This is a genomic window from Pseudomonas sp. LBUM1671 (genome assembly GCF_059695685.1).
Genome location: NZ_CP166782.1, coordinates 2,483,298 through 2,499,436, shown reverse-complemented (window position 1 = coordinate 2,499,436; position 16,139 = coordinate 2,483,298). Strand labels below are relative to the sequence as shown.

The following is a 16,139-nucleotide window of genomic DNA, read 5'->3' as shown; positions in this document are numbered from 1 at the left end:
AGAACAACAATACGAGGTCAGGGATGCAGACTTCCCTTGATGAATTCGACTACATCGTGGTCGGCGCCGGGCCGGCCGGGTGTTTGCTGGCCAATCGGCTGTCGGCCAACCCGCAACACCGCGTATTGCTGCTCGAAGCCGGCGGCCGCGATAACTACGCGTGGATTCATATCCCCGTCGGTTACCTGTTCTGCATCGGCAACCCGCGCACCGACTGGTGCTTCAAGACCGAAGCGCAACCCGGCCTGCAAGGTCGCGCCTTGAGTTACCCGCGCGGCAAAGTGCTGGGCGGCTGCTCCTCAATCAACGGCATGATCTACATGCGCGGCCAGGCCGGCGACTATGACGGCTGGGCCGCCGACGGCAATCCGGGCTGGCGCTGGAACGACGTGCTGCCGCTGTTCAAGAAAAGCGAAAACCATTTTGCCGGCGACTCGGAATTTCACGGCGCCGCCGGGGAATGGCGGATCGAGCGTCAACGGCTGTCATGGCCGATCCTGGACGCGTTCCGCAGCGCCGCCGAGCAAACCGGCATTGCCAGCATCGATGACTTCAACCAGGGCGATAACGAAGGCTGCGGCTATTTTCAGGTCAACCAGAAAGGCGGGATTCGCTGGAACGCGGCCAAGGCGTTTCTCAAACCGATCCGTAACCGACCCAATCTCACCGTGCTGACCGACGTCGAAGTGGACCGCGTGCTGCTGGAAAACGGCCGTGCTTCGGCGGTCAGTACGCGTTATCAGGGTCAGGCGAAAACCTTCAAGGCACGCAAGGAAATCGTGTTGTGCGCGGGCTCTGTCGGCTCGCCGAGCATCCTGCAACGCTCCGGAATCGGCCCTCGCCCGCTGCTTGAAAAACTGGGAATCGGCGTGGCCCATGAGCTGCCCGGGGTGGGCGGTAATTTGCAGGATCACCTGCAACTGCGGCTGATCTACAAACTGGAAAATGCGCGCACGTTGAACCAGATCGCCGGCAGCGTGTGGGGCAAGATGGGCATGGGCTTGCGCTATCTGTATGACCGCAGCGGCCCGCTGTCGATGGCGCCGAGTCAGCTCGGGGCGTTTGCCCGGTCGGGGCCGGAGCAGACGTCGGCCAATCTTGAATACCATGTTCAGCCGCTATCGCTGGAGCGGTTTGGTGAGCCGTTGCATGCCTTCCCTGCTTTCACTGCGTCGGTTTGCGATCTGAGGCCGCAGAGTCGCGGGCGCGTGGAAATTCGTTCCACTGATCCGCAGGAAGCGCCGTTGATTCAACCCAATTATTTGAGCCATCCGAAGGATTTGCGGGTTGCGGCTGATGCTATTCGCCTGACCCGGCGCATCGTCGCCGCCCCTGCCCTGCAAGCGTTCAAACCTATTGAGTATTTGCCCGGTGACCGCTTGCAGACTGAAGAGGAATTGCACGAAGCCGCAGCGCGAATTGGCACGACGATTTTCCATCCGGTGGGCACCTGCCGCATGGGCAATGATGGGGATGCGGTGGTGGATGCCGAGCTTCGCGTTCATGGGATTCCCGGTCTGCGCGTTGCTGATGCTTCGATCATGCCCCGCATCACCTCGGGCAATACCTGTTCGCCTACGTTGATGATTGCCGAAAAGGCTGCGCAACTGATCCTTACCGCTACTGTTGACACACCCCCTGTGGGAGCGAGCCTGCTCGCGATGACGGTGTGACACCCAGCATTGGTGTCAACTGACACACCGCTATCGCGAGCAGGCTCGCTCCCACAAGGGATCGCACCCTGATTCACGGACGTTGACTACGCAACACCAGTGGAACAACAAAAACAATCACTGTGAGGGATACCGATATGTCAGAACATGTTCAGCCGCTGGACGCCACGCTCAGCGTCGACACCAGCCCCGACACCCGCAAGGTCATCTTCGCGTCGTCACTCGGGACGGTGTTCGAGTGGTACGACTTTTTCCTCTACGGCGCCCTCGCGGCGGTAATCAGCAAGCAGTTTTTCGCCGGGGTCAACGACACCACGGCGTTCATCTTTGCGCTGATGGCGTTTGCCGCCGGTTTCATCGTGAGGCCATTCGGCGCGCTGGTGTTCGGACGGCTGGGGGACATGATCGGGCGTAAATACACGTTCCTCGCGACCATCGTCCTCATGGGCCTGGCGACCTTCTGCGTCGGGTTACTACCGACCTACGCCAGCATCGGCATCGCCGCGCCGATCATCCTCGTGGTGCTGCGCATGCTCCAGGGCCTGGCCCTGGGCGGTGAGTACGGCGGTGCTGCGACGTACGTCGCGGAACACGCGCCGATGGGTAAACGTGGTTTCCACACCAGCTGGATTCAGTCCACCGCGACCCTCGGGTTGCTGCTGTCGCTGCTGGTGGTGCTCGGCTGCCGTTACTTCACCGGTGACCAGTTTGAAGTCTGGGGCTGGCGGATTCCGTTTCTGTTTTCCATCGTGCTGCTGGGCATCTCGACCTGGATTCGCTTGAGCCTGCACGAGTCGCCGGCCTTCGTGAAAATGAAAGAGGAAGGCAAGCTTTGCAAGTCGCCGCTGCGCGATTCCTTCGGTAAATGGGAAAACCTCAAAGTCGTTCTGATTGCTCTGTTCAGCATCAACGCCGGGCAAGCCGTGACCTTCTATGCGGCGCAGTTCTACGTGCTGTTTTTCCTCACCCAGTTCCTGAAGATGGACCCGGCCCTGGCCAACAGCCTGCTGATTGTCAGCGTGATCATCGGCGCGCCGTTCTTCATCTTTTTTGGCTGGCTGTCGGACAAGGTCGGGCGCAAACCGGTGTTGATGATCGGCTTGCTGCTGGCGACCGCGCTGTACTTCCCGATCTTCAAGTCCATCGCCCACTACGCCAACCCGGCCATTGACCAGGCCAGCCGTCAGGCACCGATCACCGTACTGGCCGACCCGGCCACCTGCACCTTCCAGTTCGACCCGGTGGGCAAGGCGAAATTTGACAGCCCGTGCGACAAGGTCAAAACCTTCCTGGTGAAACAGGGCCTGCCTTACAAGAGCGAAGCGGCCCCGGCCGGTAGCGCCGTGCAAGTCAGCGTCGGTGACGTGAAACTGGATGGCTTCGACGAAGCGGCCCTGCGTGGTGCGGTGACATTGGCGGGGTATCCGTCACAAGCCGATACGCAACAGGTCAACAAGCCGATGATCGTGGGGCTGATGGTGGTGCTGATCATTATTTCCGCCATGTGCTACGGCCCGCTGGCGGCGCTGATGGTCGAACTGTTCCCGACCCGCATCCGCTACACCTCGATGTCCCTGCCCTACCACATCGGCAACGGTTGGTTCGGCGGGTTCCTGCCAACCGTGTCGTTTGCGTTGGTGGTGTATACCGGGGACATCTTCTACGGGCTGTGGTACCCGGTGGTGATTACCGCCGTGAGTTTGGTGGTGGGGATGATTTGTCTGCGTGAGACGAAAAACGTGGATCTGGATACCAACTGATAGCGACCGTGAAATAACGCCCCGCGCTGCGGTGATACTGTTCACTCAAGCCCGGGGCGACACATATGTGGCGAGGGGGCTTTTGTGGCGAGGGGATTTATCCCCGTTCGGCTGCGAAGCAGTCGTAAATCCGGACAATTCATTCAGTATGAAAGAACGCTGGGGCCGCTTCGCAGCCCAACGGGGATAAATCCCCTCACCACAGGTAAGCTCAACGGTCTCTACAGCCCCGACACTCACCAGACCGAGGCACCATGATCATTTCATCCGCATCCGACTACCGCGAGGCAGCACGCCGCAAACTCCCCCGTTTTCTGTTCGATTACATCGATGGCGGGGCTTATGCCGAGCACACGCTACGGGCCAACAGCGCCGACCTGACGGGCATCAGCCTGCGTCAGCGCATCCTGAAAAACGTCGAAACCCTGAGCCTGGAAACCACCCTTTTCGATCAACCACTTTCAATGCCCGTCATATTGGCGCCGGTCGGCCTGACGGGCATGTTCGCCCGCCGAGGTGAAGTGCAGGCGGTCAGAGCGGCAGAGAACAAAGGCATCCCCCTGTGCCTTTCTACGGTGTCGGTGTGTTCGATCGAGGAAGTCGCGGCGCAGAGCCAGCAATCCATCTGGTTTCAGTTGTACGTATTGAAAGACCGGGGCTTCATGAAAAACGCGCTGGAGCGCGCGAAGGCCGCCGGCGTGAAAAATCTGGTGTTTACCGTCGACATGCCTACCCCCGGCGCCCGCTACCGGGACGCGCATTCAGGCATGTCGGGGCCTTTTGCCTCATCGCGGCGAATGCTTCAGGCCATGACCAAACCGGACTGGGCGTTCAACGTCGGCGTCATGGGCCGTCCGCACGACCTGGGCAACATCTCGAAGTACCTGGGCAAAGCCGTCACGCTCGAAGACTACATGGGCTGGCTGGCCAACAATTTCGACCCGTCGATCAGCTGGGCCGATCTGCAGTGGATTCGTGATTTCTGGGAAGGCCCGATGATCATCAAGGGCATCCTCGACCCTCAGGATGCCAAGGACGCGGTCAGTTTCGGCGCGGATGGCATTGTGGTGTCGAACCACGGCGGACGGCAGCTGGACGGCGTGCTCTCCACCACCAAGGCGTTGCCGCCGATCATGCAGGCGGTGGGCAATGATTTGACGGTGCTGGTCGACTCGGGCATCCGCTCGGGGCTGGATGTCGTGCGGATGCTGGCCATGGGCGCAAAAGGCGTATTACTGGGGCGATCCATGGCCTATGCGCTGGCCGCCGATGGGCAACGCGGGGTGGAGAACATGCTGGATATTTTCGCCAAGGAAATGCGCGTGGCCATGACGCTGACCGGGGTAACTTCGATTGGTCAGATTGATGAATCAACGTTGGTGGGAGCTGTTCGCTGAGGGTGCGGGCAATGTCGTTTACTTATCGTTTGTGGCAAGGGGCCCTTGTGGCGAGGGGATTTATCCCCGTTCGGCTGCGAAGCAGTCGTAAATCCAGACAACTCGGTCGGTCTGAACGGACGCAGGGGGCCGCTTCGCAGCCCAACGGGGATAAATCCCCTCGCCACAGATTTTGTGTTCGACAAGGATGGTTTGAGAGCACTGCATTGCCGTCAATGCGGTTCACTCAACGTCTTTGAGCAACTCAAACGTAACCTGATCCGGATAGAACGCCACGTAGCCGCGAATCTGCTCTACCGATACTTTGGGATCTTCATAGCGCCACACCGCATTGGCACCCTCATGCCCCGGGATTTGCAGGCTGTAATAAGTGGCGTCACCCTTGTATGGGCAATAGGTCGTGTGGTCGGTGCGGGCAAAATACTGTTCGTCGATGTCCTCCCAGGGCACGTAATACACCGGCGGATAATTGGCCTCCAGCAGCACCAGCGCCCGTGAGGAGGCAGCCACCTGAATACCGTGAAACTTCACCAACAGGAAGCTAGGCTCCTCGGCGATGGTGATGACAGGACTGGGACCGGTGCTTTTCATGGAATACGTTCCTCATGACGGTGATGGACCTGTGGAGGCAAGATTTGCGCCCCGCTCATGTGGCGAGGGAGCTTGCTCCCGCGGGGCTGCGCATCGGCCCCAGAATCTGAGACTGCGAAGTGTCAGGTATAACCCAAAATTCGCCGACACGACGGCCTCGCAGCCGAACGGGGTATTTTGACTGCCGCAAACAAACGCAACAGCTTTGCTGTACATCCATACAGATAATGATTGATCCATTGCTCATCAACGGCCATTCTGTGCGCCTCTTGCACACTTGATGAACGATGGTGGTTATGCAGCTGTACCTCTGTGAAAAACCTTCCCAGGCCAAAGACATCGCGGCGGTACTCGGCGCCAAGCGTCGGGGCGACGGTTGCTGGCTGGGGACGGGTGTCACGGTGACCTGGTGCATCGGCCATCTGCTGGAAACCGCGCCGCCGGACGCCTACGACGCGCGCTACAAGCGCTGGGTGCTGGCGGATCTGCCGATCATTCCGGACAAGTGGAAGATGACGGTCAAACCACGTACGGCCAGCCAGTACAAAGCGGTGAAACGCCTGCTTGGCGAGGCTGATGAACTGGTGATCGCCACCGACGCCGACCGTGAAGGCGAGATGATTGCCCGGGAGCTGGTCGAGCATTGCCGCTATCGCGGGCCGATCCGACGACTGTGGCTGTCGGCGCTGGACGATGCGTCGATACGCAAGGCGCTGGCGGCGCTCAAACCGGGGGCCGAGACGTTCAGCCTTTATCATTCGGCGCTGGGGCGTTCCCGGGCCGACTGGTTGATCGGGATGAACATGAGCCGCTTGTTCACACTGCTGGGCCGGCAGTCCGGTTATCAGGGCGTGTTGCCGGTGGGCCGGGTGCAGACGCCGACCTTGCGGCTGGTGGTGGATCGCGACCGCAGCATTGCCGATTTCGTGCCGGTCGCCTATTGGGCCATCGACGTGCAGCTGTTGCACGACGGCACGGCGTTCACCGCCCAGTGGCGTGCGGCCTCCGACGTCTGTGACGATCAGGATCGCTGCCTGAATCAGGCGCTGGCCCAGCAAGCGGCCGCCGCCATCAGCAGCGCCGCGAGTGCCCGGGTGATCAAGCTGCGCACTGAGCGGATGCGTGAAATCGCGCCTCTTCCGTTTGACTTGGGCACCTTGCAGGAAGTCTGTTCGAAGAAACTGGGTCTCGGCGCCCAGGAAACCCTCGACATCGCCCAGGCGCTCTACGAAACCCACAAGGTCATCACCTACCCGCGCAGCGATTGCGGTTTCCTGCCGCTGAGCCAGCACAGCGAAGCCCCGGGCATTCTCGCCGCGCTCCGGCAGGCCGATCCGTCTCTTGATGCCTTGAACGATCACCTGGAGCCACAGCGCCGTTCACGGGCCTGGAACGATGCCAAGGTCACGGCTCACCACGGCATCATCCCCACGGCTGCCGCAAAGAATCTTGATCGACTGGTGGGCAAGCAACGGGCGGTCTACACGCTGATCCGTGCGCGTTATCTGGCGCAGTTCCTTCCCAACCATGAATACGACCGCACCCAGGCGGACTTCGATTGCGCCGGTGAAGCCTTGCGTGCCGTCGGCAAGCAGATCGTCGAGCCGGGCTGGAAACGCGCCCTGCCCGAAGCGCTCGCCCCGGCCAAGGGTCGCGAGGCGCCGGCACCGCAAACCCTGCCGGCATTGGCCGAAGGGCGGGACTGCGCGGTGGCCGACGTGAAGCTCAAGGACCTCTGGACGCAACCGCCCAAGCCATTCACCGAAGGCGACCTGATCAAAGCGATGAAGAACGTCGCCAAACTGGTGGAAGACCCGCTGCTCAAACAGAAGCTCAAGGACACCACCGGCATTGGCACCGAAGCGACTCGCGCCTCGATCATCCAGGGCCTGCTCGACCGCGGCTATCTGATCAAGAACGGCAAGGCCCTGGCCGCGACTCCGGCCGCCTTCAGCCTGATCGATGCGGTGCCGCGCGCGATTGCCGATCCCGGCACCACGGCGATCTGGGAACAGGCGCTGGACATGGTGCAGAGCGGCGAGATGAGTCTGGAAGAATTCGTCACCAAGCAGGCCGCGTGGATGAGCAAGCAGGTCGCCCGTTGCGCCGGCCTGAGCCTGACCATCAGTGGGCCGGCGAGCCCGGCCGGACGGGGTGCCACACCGTGGAAAAACAAACGAAAAACTGCCAAGCGCAAGCCAGCGACGGGCACCACGCGCGCGGCGAAACCGGCCAGCAAAGCGTGAGGGCACTTCGGATGGGCCGTGATGGTCTAGTGTTCTTCAAGCCCGGCGATGGCCCCCTTTTCTAAAAAGCAACGCAGCCTCGTTTCACTCGACAGCTGCTACAGGAATCTTGTTTATGATTATCGTGCACCACCTGAACAACTCCCGCTCCCAACGAATTCTCTGGCTGCTGGAAGAACTGGCCATTCCTTATGAGCTGAAACGCTATCAGCGTGACCCGAAAACCAATCTGGCCCCGCCGGAATTGAAAGCGATCAACGCCCTGGGCAAATCGCCGGTCATCGAAGATGGCGCGCAAAAGCTGATCGAATCCTCGGCCATCATCGACTACCTGATCCGCCGTCATGGCCAAGGCCGCCTGCAACCGGACCCATCCACCGCCGCCTACGACGAATACGTCCAGTGGCTGCACTTCGCCGAAGGTTCGGCCATGCTGCCGCTGATGCTGAACCTGTACGTCGGGCGCCTGGGTGAGGCCGGTGCGCCGCTGCATCCGCGTATCAACTCGGAAGTGGCCAACTACCTCGGCTACCTCGACACGGCCTTGAGCCAGTCCGATTACCTGCTCGGTGACGAGTTCAGCGCCGCCGACATCCAGATGAGCTTTATCGGTGAAATTGCCCGCGCCCAAGGCAAGCTGGGCAACTACCCTCATGTGGCGGCCTGGGTTGAACGCTTCCAGGCCCGTCCTGCTTACGCGGCGGCGTTGAAGACGGGTGGCACGTACGACTTCGCGCCCCACTGAGTGATCCCGAAAGGGCCACGGACGGCCCGCATCTGGAGAGATGCCCAGCATGCCTTCGATTGAACTGCACGCCGCACACCGCGACGAACTGGAAACGATCGAAAACCTGATGCAGTTCTACATGCACGACTTCAGCGAGTGGCTGCCGCTGAAACTCGGCGAGCACGGTTTCTTCGACATCCGATCCAACCAAGATTACTGGCGCAAGCCTGGGACCCAGCCATTTCTGATCAAGGTGGACGGTGAGCTCGCCGGTTTCGTGACCGTGGACGACGACACGCATATCGACGGCGCCGAGCACAACATCGGCTACTTGTTTGTCAGTCGGCGTTTTCGTGGCCAAGGCGTCGCAAAGTTTGTCGTGTCCACCCTCTTGAGCCGGTTCCCCGGGCAATGGCAGATTTTCCACATCGACGCGAACCAGCCTGCACGGCGGTTCTGGGCCAAGGTGATGCCCGAGCTCGCGGACGATGGATTCACCCTGCATCAGCTGCCGGTAGACGGTCATCCCTGCACCTTCTACCGCTTTCAACACCCGCCGCCATCGTCCTGACTGGCACCTCGCGACTCCCGTTTTTAATTCCAAAGCGCTTTGTCCGACAATATGTAGTGACTGAAAATAATCACTACATAACGGTTGACGCCTCCGATTTGCCCTTGCATGATGCAGACATCTCCCCGATCGGGAGTAAGGCAACATGTTTGAGCAAGCTCGTCTGACCGCCGAGCTGTTTTTCCCGGATACACGCTGCCCACAAGGCAGATTGAAGAAGCTGACCTGGCCCGAACGTCCAGTACAAAGACGAGAAGCGCTGGCGATCAATCCTCATGAAGCTTGTGGCCGACCCTCAAAAGTCGGCGGTGGCCTCCAGGTTTTCGCTGCTTCTCTTCGTTGTGACGCTATTGCGTAGCAGTTATTCAACACGACTACATGCAACAGACGCGAGACCCCGTCGAATTGACGGCTGACCGCTGACGTCCTGGTTTCGGTGCCAGGGATCAACTAACCGATGGGCTACCTGTATTAGCGAATCAACTTTGAAAGATCACCAAATGGTCAAGGGGCATATTATGAATCTGAACAATCAACCTACTATCGATGAACTGGCTCGTATCTTCGCGGCGCAAAAAGACAGCCACGACAGCCACATTCTGTGGATCAGCAAATCGGGCCAGGTTCATATCGATTGCCTGTCGCCACACGCCCATGAAGCGGAGTTCGACCAGAACAACCAGAACCTGCTGGCCCGACTGAAGATGTACCGTCGCGGCCAAGGCTATGTCGGCAAGAAAGCCGCAGCCGACAAGGACTTCATCGGTAATGTTCTGCAAACGCTGAAACAGGCGTGGGCCTCGATGCAGAACCAGAACGAAGTTCGGGTGATTGACCGGTTCTACTGATATCTCCCCCGCCGCTCAACAATAAAAAGGCCCCGCTCGTAATATCGAGCGGGGCCTTTTTTTGTTTGTCTCGTGCGCGGCAAATGCAGCTATCGTTAAGCGTATTCGCTGCTGTGCCCATGGAGACTTGCGATGAAAAATGCCCTGACATTTCTGCTGTTGCTGACAACCGCAACGCTTGCTCACGCAAACAAGATCGAAGGTGTTCCATCATTCGATGTCGAATGCCCCGGAAAAATCATCGTTCACGCGGATCAGGGCGGACCGGTGTTGATCAACAACGTAGAAGCCGAAACCAAAGCCATGATCAAAGAGCGCAGCTTCGAAGCCAAGGGATCAGGCGTGACGATTTCGATCGTTCTCGCCGATGATGACTCGGTGACCGTAAGCTCCACGGGCAAGGCCCCCAACGGCGTTTGCCAATCACTGGACGACTGACTCCGTCGCCACCGCGCCCAACACCAGATTCATGAACGCCACCGACGCCGCGCTGTGATAGTTGTTCTTGCGCCGAAGCAGCGCCGCCCCACGCGTAGGCGCTTCACCCAGCAACGGAATTCTGTGCAGTGCCCGGTCCTGAGTGGCAATAGGCTCCGGGAGAATGGTGGCGATGGCCGTGTGCCGGATCACCTCCAGCAAGGTGCTCACCGAGTTGACCTCAATCACCACCTTGGGCGTGATTTGCTCCTGGGCAAAATATTCATCGATGCGAGTGCGGGTGACGAAGTCCTGGGCCAACAGCGCAAAGTCCAGTTGCGCCACCTCTTCAGCGGACAACGCGACCTGGCGTTCATATAACGGGTGATCCCGCCCTACCATCACCCCCAGGGTTTCGGTAAACGCCGGGATCGATTCGATGTCGGCATTTCGCACCTGAGTAAAGGCGATGGCGATGTCCAGCGAGTCATCAGCCAGACCCGCCTCGATGTCATCCATCGACAACTCGAAAATTTGCAGATGGATGTTGGGAAATCGTGCCACGTAGTCGCGCACCAACGGCCCCACCAGATACGCCATGAACGTGGGCGTCATGGCCAGGCGCAAGGTGCCGCGCGACAAATCCTTCACGTCATGCAGCGCCCGTTTGCCGGCCTCCAGTTCCACCAACACTCGACGAGCACATTCGATGTAGGCCTCGCCCGCATCGGTCGGCTTGACCGTGCGCGACGTTCGGTCGAACAGGCTCACGCCCAGAGTTTCTTCCAGTTGGCGGATCTGCTGGGACAGGGTCGGTTGTGAAACGTGCAGCGCCTCGGCGGCGCGGGTGAAGCCGCCGTGGTCGGCAACCGCCAACAAGTAACGCAGATGTCGCAGCAACATGGTGAACACCATCTATAGGCAGGACTTATACAAAGCATTGTATATCGATCTTGGACGCTATGGATCAATCGGCAGAAGATTGCTTCACACCCAAGCAACACAACGCCGATAGGAGAAGCACCATGCAACAGTCCCACGCTTATAACGACACCAACCTCGAACTGACCGCCAAAATTCTGGACGCCAAAGCTCGCAAAAACCTGTCATTCGAAGACATGGCCGAGGGCACCGGCCTGAGCCTGGCCTACGTCACCGCAGCCCTGCTCGGCCAGCACCCGCTGCCGGAATCCGCCGCCAAAGTGGTCGGCGAAAAACTCGACCTGGACGCCGACGCCGTGGCCCGCCTGCAAATCATTCCACTGCGCGGCAGCCTCTCCGGCGTGCCAACCGACCCGACCATCTACCGCTTCTACGAAATGATCCAGATCTACGGCACCACATTGAAAGCCCTGGTTCATGAGCAGTTCGGCGACGGCATCATCAGCGCAATCAACTTCAAGCTCGACATGAAGAAAGTCGAAGACCCGGAAGGCGGCCACCGCGCAGTCATCACCCTCGACGGCAAGTTCCTGCCACTGCGTCCTTTCTGAGTTGATACCGGCCCGCACTCCGGTGTGGGCCAGACCCGACACCCCAAACACTTTTTCAGCCACCACATTCGTCTGGAGGATGCCCCATGAAAAAAATGCTGCTGGTTCTTTCGTTGATAGCGGGCGTATCGGCCCAGGCTCAAGCCCAGGACGCCGCCGTTGCCTACCAATACGGCATGAACCTGGACATCGCCCACGTCGTCGCAATCACCCCGGCCGCTGATGTCTGCGGCGTGGTTCCGGTGGAGATGACTTACCTCGACTCCAAAGGCGCGACTCACATTCTGCAATACAGCGAATTCGGCACCGGTTGCTCGAACTGAGTAGCCACTGTTCATCACTTATGAGGACGTCACCATGAAAGCGCTCATCGAAGGTTTCTTGAAGTTCCAGAACGAAGCGTTCCCGCAACGCACCGACCTGTTCAAACACCTGGCCACCACCCAGCATCCCGGCACGTTGTTCATCACCTGTTCCGACAGCCGCGTGGTCCCGGAACTGCTGACCCAGCAAGAACCCGGCGAATTGTTTGTGATCCGCAATGCCGGCAACATCGTGCCCTCCTACAGCCCGCATCCGGGCGGTGTCTCGGCCACGGTCGAATACGCAGTCGCAGTACTGGGCGTGACGGACATCGTGATCTGCGGCCACTCGGACTGCGGCGCCATGACCGCCATCGCCAAGTGCACATGCATGGATCACCTGCCAGCTGTCAGCGGCTGGTTGCAACACGCTGAATCCGCCAAGGTCATCAATGAATCCCGCCCTCACGCCGACGACGCGGCGAAGGTGAGTTCGATGGTCCGGGAGAACGTCATCGCGCAACTGGCCAACATCCAGACGCACCCGAGCGTGCGCCTGGCCCAGGAAAAAGGTCAGCTGAACCTGCATGGCTGGGTCTACGACATTGAGACCGGTTCGATCGACGCCCTGGAGGCCGACAGCCGCCGCTTTGTGTCGCTGGCTGAACACCCGACCACCTGCGCCGTGTATGGCAAAGCGGTCGAAGCTGCTTGATGGCTGGCCGCGCTAGATCTCTAGCACCAAGGGCTCATCGCCCTTGGCCGGCACCGCGCAGCAGATCAATACCTCCCCTTGCGCCGGCAGCTCGGCGGGCATGTTCAGATAATGCACCTGCCCGCTGAGTAACCGGGTGCGGCACGTCCCGCACGAACCTCCACGGCAACTGAAGTCCGGATTCAAGCCGCGGCTTTCAGCCAGTTCCAGCAAGCTCCCGCCACCCGGCTCCCAGCGTGCCTCCTTGGCCGACCCTGAAAACACCACTTTCACCGGGCTGTCCGCTGCCGGCACCTGTGCCGGGGCCGGGCTGAGTTGGTCGCGTAGACGAACCAACGTGGAAGGCCCGAACGTCTCCGCATGAATGCGCTCGTCGCCAATGCGCAAGGCCCGCAAGCTGTCGTAAATCCCCTGGGTAAATGCACCGGGGCCGCACAGGTAGAAATCGTAATCGTCCAGCGGCAGTAACGCCTTGAGCAACTCGATGTCAACGCGCCCCGCCACCTCGAAATCCTCACCTTCACGGGCATGATCCTCGGGTTGGCTGAGCAGGCGCAGCGCTCGCACCGAGTCCTTGGCACGAGTGGCCAGTTCGTACAGCTCATCGCGAAACGCCAGTTCGGCGAGGCTGCGGGCACTTTGAATAAACCAGGTCGGTCGAGTGCGGCGGATGCGTTCGCCTTCGTAGATCACTTCGCGCAGCATCGACAGCAATGGCGTCACGCCGACGCCTGCGGCCAGCAGCACCAGCGGTCGACGCTCATCCGCTTTCACCGTGAACCGGCCCTGTGGCGCGCGGGCTTCAATGAGATCGCCCTCGCGGACACGCTCGTGCAGATGCGATGAAATCAGCCCGTCGCGCTTGACGCTGATCCGGAAAAAGCTGTCCGACGGTGCGCTCGACAGACTGTACGTGCGCACCAAAGGCGCCTGCCCCTCCGTTAGGCAAAAGCGCACGGGCAAATGCTGCCCGGCCTCGAAGCGCGGCAAGCCCGCGTCGTCGGTCGGCTCCAGGTAGAACGAACGGATACGGGTGCTTTCTTCAACGATGCGGGTCACGCGCAGCTGCCGCCATTGATCGCGCAGGGCATCGGCCTGCAAACGCCCTTCGGCCTGCTGCCAACTGCCGGTCATCAGGCTGTTCGGGGAGAATCCTTCAAATTGCCAGCGCAGCGACAGCACACCGGCGCGACGCACGACGTGTTCCACAGTCATTCGCCAGAGCCGTTCGGCGCCCTGGAACGCCGCTATTTCCGGGCCTTCCAGGATGATCTCGGTGCGCCCCGCGACTTGCAGCACATCACCGGATTCGAAGTCGACAAACAGCAGGCCCACCTGCGGATTAAGCAGCAGATTGCCCAAGGTATTGAAATGCAGGTTGCCGGCGAAATCGGGGATCGTCAGCACGTTGCCCTCGACCCGCACGAAGCCGGCATTGCCGCCACGGTGCGAGACATCCACCGAACGTTTTGTCGGGTCGCCATCAAGGTCTACGTAGCTGGTAAGGAAAAAGGTATCGGCGTTGCCGATGGTCGCCCGGGCGGCTTCGTCGAGCTCATCCAATCGCTCGACCGCCACAGCAGACGAAGCGCGGCCCACTGACCCGGGGTCGACGGCGCGCAGTTGAATGTATTGCGGGCAATTGCCGAAGGCGTGTTCGACGGCCACGGCAAAACCGTCTTGGGTGGCGGTGCTGATGCGACCATTCATTCGGTTGCGTCGGCGGGTTTTCAGGTCGATACCGAGTAGCCCCACCGAGGCACCCGCCTTGAGCGCGGGCCTGACGGGATCGCCTTCGGCGGGCAGGCGGTCGAGTAACAACTGACGGGGATCAGGCGAATGCGCAAATCCGGGCGGCCCTTCAATCAGGGTCGCCCATGGCACGCCGTGCTCATCGACGGCGCCCACCAGTAAATACGGCAGGTGCGCGTAGAACAATTGATGCTGCTCGGGCAGGTAATCGCGCACCACCTTGCGCCCGAACACCTCCATGCGCTCGGCCACACCGACGCTTTCCTGCAACTGCCGCTCGCCCGCGTGCCAGGGTGACGCGCCTTGCTCCTGCGACTGATTCATGACGACCTCTACGCCTTCGTAAACAGGTGTCTTTCGCCCGCAAGCCGGTGCTGGCTTTTGTGGCTCAGGCGTTCAAGCGTAGTTCGCTAAAACGGCCTGTGGCGGGTCGTCGGATGTACGGGCCAGATCAAGGCACTTGCGGCGTTTCATACCACTGGCGAGACGGCGTCGGGAATCGCATTTTCTGCCGGATATGCGCGGCGTTCGCGGGGCTGCTCAGCTGTTCCAGTAGCACGAAGGCGACTTCCGTTGCCGTGCCGGGACCGCTTGAGGTGATGATGCGGCCATCGACTACAACAGGCCAGTCGACAAAACGCGCACCGCTTTCCACCAGCTGGTTTTTGCGCTTGCCACCCACCTGGTGATAGGTCGTGGCGTCTTTGCCTTTCAGCACCCCGGCAACACCCAGGCACACCGAAGACACGCAGACACTGGCGACGGTTTTACCGGCCGCGACAAAGTGCCGGATGGCCTCCAGAAACGGCTCACTCAAGGCTTCTTCATAAAAGCCCGACGGTTCGAAACCTCCGGGCAATGCCAAGGCATCGAAGCTGTCCAGGTCAAGGTCCCTCAACAAATGAGCCGGGTTGAGGGACAGCCCGAAGGTCGTCACGATCTGCGGCCGCAGGCCGGCATTGATCAATTCCACGGGTTGGTCGCCAAGCAGATTGGCCCAACCGAGCACATCGGTAAAAGCCGCCATTTCCAGCGGTTCAACACCGTTGGCCAACAACATGAGGACGCGTTTCATCGGGTACACCTCTCAGGGATCGGCCGATAGTCGGCCTTTGCCTTACATGAGAGAACACCCAGAAAACGCAATCCATTGTTGCTGGAACTGAAATGCCCGCGACGCAGCGCTCCCGATTGACGGGAGCGCTGCTCACAAGGTCGCCCTGATCAGTGGTCGTCCTGATCTTCCGATGAAGGCCGACGCTCGGTAGTTTCTTCGGCGTTGGGGGGAACTGGATGACTGCCAGGCGTGAACACGTGGGTCAGCAAGTCCCGGGCGTCGATTTCGACGACACCCGGCACCGACCGGGCCAGTGCAACCACCTGCTCACACTGGCGGTGCGTGTTGACGCGACCGCTCAGTGAGACCGTGCCCGCATGGGTTTTGACATGGATATTCATGCCAAGGGCCGGCTCGGCCCTGGTCAGGGCAGATTTCACCTTGGTGGTAATCCATGTGTCGTGGACGACCGTTTCCAGATCGTGGGAGTAATGCCGAAAAGAATGAAGTTTCATGACGCAGCCCTCACTCAGAACACAGACGCAAACACACCCTTAATTATAGTGCGATCGTTGCCTGCGCCCGGAATG

General features: G+C 60.2%; 16 protein-coding genes. 11 read left to right on the top strand and 5 right to left on the bottom strand.

Translation table 11 applies throughout. The annotated features are described in order from the left end of the window. Positions 1-23: 23 nt before the first annotated feature. The 3 genes from ACA060_RS11525 to lldD all read left to right on the top strand — a co-directional run bounded on the left by ACA060_RS11525 (position 24) and on the right by lldD (position 4,830). Entirely contained in the window at positions 24-1,673 is a 1,650-nt protein-coding gene (locus tag ACA060_RS11525; RefSeq protein WP_497317320.1) for a GMC family oxidoreductase, read from the top strand. 137 nt (positions 1,674-1,810) lie between these two features. After that, positions 1,811-3,433 carry an MFS transporter gene (locus ACA060_RS11520; RefSeq protein WP_109629822.1) on the top strand — a complete coding sequence of 541 codons (1,623 nt, stop codon included), beginning with the start codon at positions 1,811-1,813 and terminating at the stop codon, positions 3,431-3,433. Positions 3,434-3,687: 254 nt separating this feature from the next. Beyond that, entirely contained in the window at positions 3,688-4,830 is a 1,143-nt protein-coding gene (lldD, locus tag ACA060_RS11515; protein ID WP_497317318.1) for an FMN-dependent L-lactate dehydrogenase LldD, read from the top strand. 222 nt (positions 4,831-5,052) lie between these two features. On the opposite strand, the gene ACA060_RS11510 is transcribed toward lldD, so the two are convergent. Further along, on the bottom strand, positions 5,053-5,421 hold the full coding sequence (locus tag ACA060_RS11510) for a DUF427 domain-containing protein (RefSeq protein WP_497317316.1): 369 nt from the start codon (positions 5,419-5,421) through the stop codon (positions 5,053-5,055). Positions 5,422-5,717: 296 nt separating this feature from the next. Here ACA060_RS11510 and ACA060_RS11505 point away from each other — a divergent pair, with 296 nt between their 5' ends. The 5 genes from ACA060_RS11505 (at position 5,718) to ACA060_RS11485 (ending at position 10,251) form a co-directional block, all read left to right on the top strand. Then, entirely contained in the window at positions 5,718-7,667 is a 1,950-nt protein-coding gene (locus tag ACA060_RS11505; RefSeq protein WP_497317314.1) for a DNA topoisomerase III, read from the top strand. A 115-nt stretch (positions 7,668-7,782) separates the two neighbouring features. Continuing rightward, entirely contained in the window at positions 7,783-8,412 is a 630-nt protein-coding gene (locus ACA060_RS11500) for a glutathione S-transferase family protein (protein ID WP_497317312.1), read from the top strand. Positions 8,413-8,461: 49 nt separating this feature from the next. Continuing rightward, a complete protein-coding gene (locus ACA060_RS11495) occupies positions 8,462-8,965 on the top strand; it encodes a GNAT family N-acetyltransferase (protein ID WP_497317310.1) in 504 nt (167 codons plus the stop codon). 518 nt (positions 8,966-9,483) lie between these two features. Beyond that, positions 9,484-9,813 carry a hypothetical protein gene (locus ACA060_RS11490; protein WP_042932832.1) on the top strand — a complete coding sequence of 110 codons (330 nt, stop codon included), beginning with the start codon at positions 9,484-9,486 and terminating at the stop codon, positions 9,811-9,813. Between the two features lie 132 nt (positions 9,814-9,945). After that, a complete protein-coding gene (locus ACA060_RS11485; RefSeq protein WP_497317308.1) occupies positions 9,946-10,251 on the top strand; it encodes a hypothetical protein in 306 nt (101 codons plus the stop codon). Here the strand turns inward: ACA060_RS11485 and cynR are convergent. Then, complete coding sequence (gene cynR / locus ACA060_RS11480; protein WP_497317306.1) at positions 10,237-11,133, bottom strand: transcriptional regulator CynR; 897 nt, start codon at positions 11,131-11,133, stop codon at positions 10,237-10,239. The genes ACA060_RS11485 and cynR overlap by 15 nt on opposite strands. Positions 11,134-11,255: 122 nt before the next feature. Between cynR and cynS the strand changes: the two genes are divergently transcribed. From cynS to ACA060_RS11465, 3 genes are all read left to right on the top strand, one after another. Further along, entirely contained in the window at positions 11,256-11,723 is a 468-nt protein-coding gene (gene cynS, locus ACA060_RS11475) for a cyanase (protein WP_109629803.1), read from the top strand. A gap of 86 nt (positions 11,724-11,809) precedes the next feature. Beyond that, on the top strand, positions 11,810-12,046 hold the full coding sequence (locus ACA060_RS11470; RefSeq protein ID WP_109629800.1) for a DUF2790 domain-containing protein: 237 nt from the start codon (positions 11,810-11,812) through the stop codon (positions 12,044-12,046). Between the two features lie 34 nt (positions 12,047-12,080). Further along, entirely contained in the window at positions 12,081-12,740 is a 660-nt protein-coding gene (locus ACA060_RS11465; protein ID WP_438660305.1) for a carbonic anhydrase, read from the top strand. A gap of 12 nt (positions 12,741-12,752) precedes the next feature. On the opposite strand, the gene ACA060_RS11460 is transcribed toward ACA060_RS11465, so the two are convergent. From ACA060_RS11460 to ACA060_RS11450, 3 genes are all read right to left on the bottom strand, one after another. Continuing rightward, on the bottom strand, positions 12,753-14,816 hold the full coding sequence (locus ACA060_RS11460) for a 2Fe-2S iron-sulfur cluster-binding protein (RefSeq protein WP_497317303.1): 2,064 nt from the start codon (positions 14,814-14,816) through the stop codon (positions 12,753-12,755). A gap of 127 nt (positions 14,817-14,943) precedes the next feature. Continuing rightward, positions 14,944-15,567, bottom strand: coding sequence for a DJ-1/PfpI family protein (locus tag ACA060_RS11455; protein WP_109629791.1), 624 nt, complete (start codon positions 15,565-15,567; stop codon positions 14,944-14,946). Between the two features lie 149 nt (positions 15,568-15,716). Continuing rightward, entirely contained in the window at positions 15,717-16,064 is a 348-nt protein-coding gene (locus ACA060_RS11450; RefSeq protein WP_497317301.1) for a BON domain-containing protein, read from the bottom strand. Positions 16,065-16,139: the final 75 nt, after the last annotated feature.

Coding starts and splice junctions, on each gene's coding strand:
- ACA060_RS11455 (WP_109629791.1), bottom strand. CDS start 15,567: ATGAAACGCGTCCTCATGTTGTTGGCCAACGGTGTTGAACCGCTGGAA.
- cynS (WP_109629803.1), top strand. CDS start 11,256: ATGCAACAGTCCCACGCTTATAACGACACCAACCTCGAACTGACCGCC.
- ACA060_RS11485 (WP_497317308.1), top strand. CDS start 9,946: ATGAAAAATGCCCTGACATTTCTGCTGTTGCTGACAACCGCAACGCTT.
- ACA060_RS11500 (WP_497317312.1), top strand. CDS start 7,783: ATGATTATCGTGCACCACCTGAACAACTCCCGCTCCCAACGAATTCTC.
- lldD (WP_497317318.1), top strand. CDS start 3,688: ATGATCATTTCATCCGCATCCGACTACCGCGAGGCAGCACGCCGCAAA.
- ACA060_RS11490 (WP_042932832.1), top strand. CDS start 9,484: ATGAATCTGAACAATCAACCTACTATCGATGAACTGGCTCGTATCTTC.
- ACA060_RS11525 (WP_497317320.1), top strand. CDS start 24: ATGCAGACTTCCCTTGATGAATTCGACTACATCGTGGTCGGCGCCGGG.
- ACA060_RS11510 (WP_497317316.1), bottom strand. CDS start 5,421: ATGAAAAGCACCGGTCCCAGTCCTGTCATCACCATCGCCGAGGAGCCT.
- ACA060_RS11460 (WP_497317303.1), bottom strand. CDS start 14,816: ATGAATCAGTCGCAGGAGCAAGGCGCGTCACCCTGGCACGCGGGCGAG.
- ACA060_RS11495 (WP_497317310.1), top strand. CDS start 8,462: ATGCCTTCGATTGAACTGCACGCCGCACACCGCGACGAACTGGAAACG.
- ACA060_RS11520 (WP_109629822.1), top strand. CDS start 1,811: ATGTCAGAACATGTTCAGCCGCTGGACGCCACGCTCAGCGTCGACACC.
- ACA060_RS11470 (WP_109629800.1), top strand. CDS start 11,810: ATGAAAAAAATGCTGCTGGTTCTTTCGTTGATAGCGGGCGTATCGGCC.
- ACA060_RS11505 (WP_497317314.1), top strand. CDS start 5,718: ATGCAGCTGTACCTCTGTGAAAAACCTTCCCAGGCCAAAGACATCGCG.
- ACA060_RS11450 (WP_497317301.1), bottom strand. CDS start 16,064: ATGAAACTTCATTCTTTTCGGCATTACTCCCACGATCTGGAAACGGTC.
- ACA060_RS11465 (WP_438660305.1), top strand. CDS start 12,081: ATGAAAGCGCTCATCGAAGGTTTCTTGAAGTTCCAGAACGAAGCGTTC.
- cynR (WP_497317306.1), bottom strand. CDS start 11,133: ATGTTGCTGCGACATCTGCGTTACTTGTTGGCGGTTGCCGACCACGGC.